The sequence below is a fragment of the Streptomyces sp. NPDC033229 genome (assembly GCF_055576875.1).
Genome location: NZ_JBVIQR010000151.1, coordinates 1 through 3,428 on the forward strand (window position 1 = coordinate 1; position 3,428 = coordinate 3,428).

Genomic DNA, 3,428 nt, shown 5'->3' on the forward strand with positions numbered 1-3,428 from the left:
AAGACTCCTAGCAAAAGAGGGTCAGGTCACACTGACACATGCACCCGCCAACCCACAACCAAATCCCCCGCACACCCACACCACACAGCGACACCCTGAACACACAAGCCAGTACCACCAGCAATAGAGACGCCTTAAATCGAGGCTGGCTCTTCGGAGTGGGCACCCTGGCAATGGATCTTGATGGTCCAGGGGGTGTCGAGGTGGGACGGCAGTCTGCGTATCCGGAGGAGTTTCGGAACGGCGTCGTGGCGCTCTATTGTGCCGCGGGTGGTCAGCGGATGTGTGCGGTGGTGGCTGCCGGTGTGGGGATCATCTCGGAGCCGTTGTGGACGTGGGTCCGCAAGGAGGAGGCCCGGGCAGTGCCCGGGCAGGTTGATGCCGGTGGTCCGGACGCGGCTGGGGAGCTGGTCCGGCTGCGGGCGGAGAACGCGCGGCTGCTGAAGGCGGAGAAGGAGTGGCAACTGGAGCGTGAGATCCTGTGCGGGGCAGCCGACTGTCTCGCCCGGGAGGTGAAGTGAGCCCCCGCCGCGTCGGCTTCGGCGTCAGGCGGGTCTGCCGTGTGTTCGGGTATCCCGCTCCGGCTGGTACCGGCATCTGGCCTCCGCTCAGGCCCGTGCCGAGCCCCAGGCCGGGAGGCGGACGGTGGCAGAGACCCGCGAGATCCATGCCGAGCACCGCGGTGCTTAGCACTGCAGCAGCGGTTCTCCATTTCTGCTGGTCAGCGCACTATTTTTTGAGCCAAGCGGGCTGACGGCCCGTTATGGGGCCGGTGGTTCGTGACTCACCCGGATGAGGCGGGTCCGCCGCTGGTAATGGCAGCGGCGGACGACGGCCTGGTGCCGTCGCCGCCAGTAGGACCAGCTCAGCCGGGTGCAGGACGCCCGGCCGGGCCGCGGACCCGGACTTTTGTGACGGCGAGCCTACGAAGCCGACGGAGAGGCCGCACTCCGGTCGAAAGGTTCCGCCAGTCGGCCGAAGCTGAGCGACGCGCTGTTCGCGGCCCTGGAGGCAGAACTGGACAAAGGCCCGGTCGCGCACGGCTGGCCGGACCAGAGAGGACCCTGGCGAGATCGGCCGCCGGTTCCGCAAGAGCTTCACGCTCTCCGGCACCGCCCAGATGCTCCGGCGTCACGGATGGAGCCATCAGGTCCCTGCACGACGGGCACTCAAGCGCAACGAGGACGCCGTCAGCGGGCGGGTGAAGGAGACTCCGCAGGTGGAAGCACCCCGGCGGCGCTCGGGGCCTACATCGTCTTCGAAGACGAGGCCGGCTTCTCGATGACGCCGCCCACCACCCGCACCTGGGCCCGGCGCGGGAACACCCCGGTAGTCCGGGCCCGGGGCCGGTCCCAGCGCCGGGTCTCCCTGGCCGCGATGTGCTGCTACAAACCCGGCGAACGTTCCCGCCTCATCTACCGGCCCATGTTCTACAAGGACCACAAGACGAAAGAGCGCCGCAGCTTCGCCTGGACCGACTTCCGGGACCTGCTCGTGGCGGCCCATCAACAGCTCCAGGCCCCGATCGTGCTCGTCTGGGACAATCTGAACACCCACCGGGCAGCCGGGATGCGCGACTTCATCGCCACCCACGAGTGGGTCACGGCCTACCACCTGCCGCCCACGCACCCGAGCTCAACCCCGTCGAGGGCATCTGGTCACTGCTACGACGCAGCAGCCAGGCCAACACCGCCTCCACCGACCCCAACCACCTCGTCCGAGTACTGCGACACGGCCTCCGACAAATCCAATACCGCAGCCACCTTATCGACGGCTGCATGACCTCAACCGGTCTCACACCCTGACGACAACGCCGCTGCAAAGTCAGTAATTGCACCCCCTGTCACTCAAGATGCCCTATCGGATCCGCTCCACAGCGCGGAGCTCATCCGCCAGATTGATCACGACTCGATACGCGCCTAGGGCCGCCATATTCGCTACAGAGACCCCAAGGAACAGTCCCAACTCGAATGTGTACATCCAGGGCCCTTTACGCGGGCCCTGGATAACATCTCATCCTGGCGTCGGGGGCCCGCTCGTGACTTGCTTCAGGTACACGATCTTGCCGAAGCGGTTACCGAGCCAGACGCTTGCGGCACCGGCGATGGCCGGAAAGTCGAACCGCGCCTCGCTCGGCTGGCCGGGGTTGACGGTAACGACAACCCGGTCCAGCGCCCACTCATGATGGTTGCCAGCTCGCTCCAGACGGACGTAGACGGGGAACACGGTCAGGTCGCTCGTATCCAGCTGCGGCCGGCGCGGGTCATTCTGCGCCGGGAAATACACATTCGCTCCGTCGCCGAGCACGTATGTCCGTGCGCTTGCCCGCTCGAAGTCATCGGCAGAGGTGTTGAGGTGGAACTCCCGCCCTATCAGGCCGACGTATACGAAGCCGTCTGTGCCGGCCCCGCTCACATCGGCGGTGTCGATACGCGCCTCGATCCTAGTGACAGGCGCCATGAGAACCTCCCGAAGGCTAAGTCGACAGCACCCCTTGCACGCCGACCGCCGCACACAAAATGACAGTACAGAGAGGTCCTGATCGCAAGGATTTATGCACGCCGCCATCCTACCGAGTGATGCCAGTCATCCCAAACCAGCGCGATAAGCAAAGGAGTTACGCACTGCAGGCCCATGGCGCCCCCGGCGCGCTCCGGCGCGCCCTCAGGAATCGCGAGAGATCAAATGATCGAGATTCGACCGGAGTGGGTGCTTCCTTTACGCCGGGACGCTGGTGTCCACGCGACCGGCGCAGCCTCACCAATCGCCACCTGCCGCTTTTTAACGGCTAGTGCCAATGCCGTTGCGTTATGGTCTGGGATGCCGGGCAGTGGATGGTGGTGGCCTCGACGGGTAGTGCGGTCGGCTGGGGCCAATTCCGGTGTTGCGCGCGTTTGAGGTGGTAGTTGGACATCTTGCGTTTGACCACGCGAGGTTGCGCCCGTAGCCGTCGTGGGGGCAGGAGCTTGGACAGGAGGTCGTCGCGGAGCTGGGCGAGTGCGGCGATGAGCTGTTCAGGGGAAAAAACGCCTGGTGTTGTGGTGACGCTGCGGCGGGCTGACCGCAGGGTGTCGGTGAAGGAGAGCTGGTCGGGGTCGGTCCCGCGGGTGGCGGCTGTTCTGCAGATCAGGGCCCTGAGCCCGTGGTGGACCAGCAGATGGGCCCAGATCTGCTGGAGCACACCATCGGGTGTCTTACTGGACAGCACCACACGGCTTCCTCGCTGCTGGGTCTTGATCTCCCCGAATACGGACTCGATCTCCCACCGCTGGCAGTACAGAGCAGCCAGCTCCTTCGCCGGGTACCGGTCCGCATCGAGCAGGTCGGTGACCATGAGGGGCCTCGAAGTTCCCGGACAGGGACCCAATAGGGTTGCCCTGAACAGGAAACGAGGAAGTCGAAGTGGCGCCACCCAGTAAGTATTCACC

The 3,428-nt window shown here is 65.3% G+C and carries 3 protein-coding genes and 1 pseudogene; 2 read left to right on the forward strand and 2 right to left on the reverse strand.

The window, feature by feature from the left end:
* Positions 1–305: 305 nt before the first annotated feature.
* The gene (locus ACZ53N_RS36840) at positions 306–521 is read left to right on the forward strand and encodes a hypothetical protein (RefSeq protein WP_469145066.1); all 216 of its coding nucleotides are present in this window, start codon (positions 306–308) and stop codon (positions 519–521) included.
* Between the two features lie 394 nt (positions 522–915).
* Positions 916–1,805 (forward strand): annotated as a pseudogene (locus ACZ53N_RS36845) (IS630 family transposase); the annotation flags it as partial.
* Between the two features lie 208 nt (positions 1,806–2,013).
* On the opposite strand, the gene ACZ53N_RS36850 reads toward ACZ53N_RS36845, so the two are convergent.
* Both ACZ53N_RS36850 and ACZ53N_RS36855 read right to left on the reverse strand, forming a co-directional pair.
* Positions 2,014–2,460, reverse strand: a complete 447-nt coding sequence (locus ACZ53N_RS36850; protein ID WP_469145067.1) for a hypothetical protein — start codon at positions 2,458–2,460, stop codon at positions 2,014–2,016.
* Positions 2,461–2,788: 328 nt separating this feature from the next.
* Positions 2,789–3,334, reverse strand: a complete 546-nt coding sequence (locus ACZ53N_RS36855; protein ID WP_469145068.1) for a transposase — start codon at positions 3,332–3,334, stop codon at positions 2,789–2,791.
* Between the last annotated feature and the right edge of the window lie 94 nt (positions 3,335–3,428).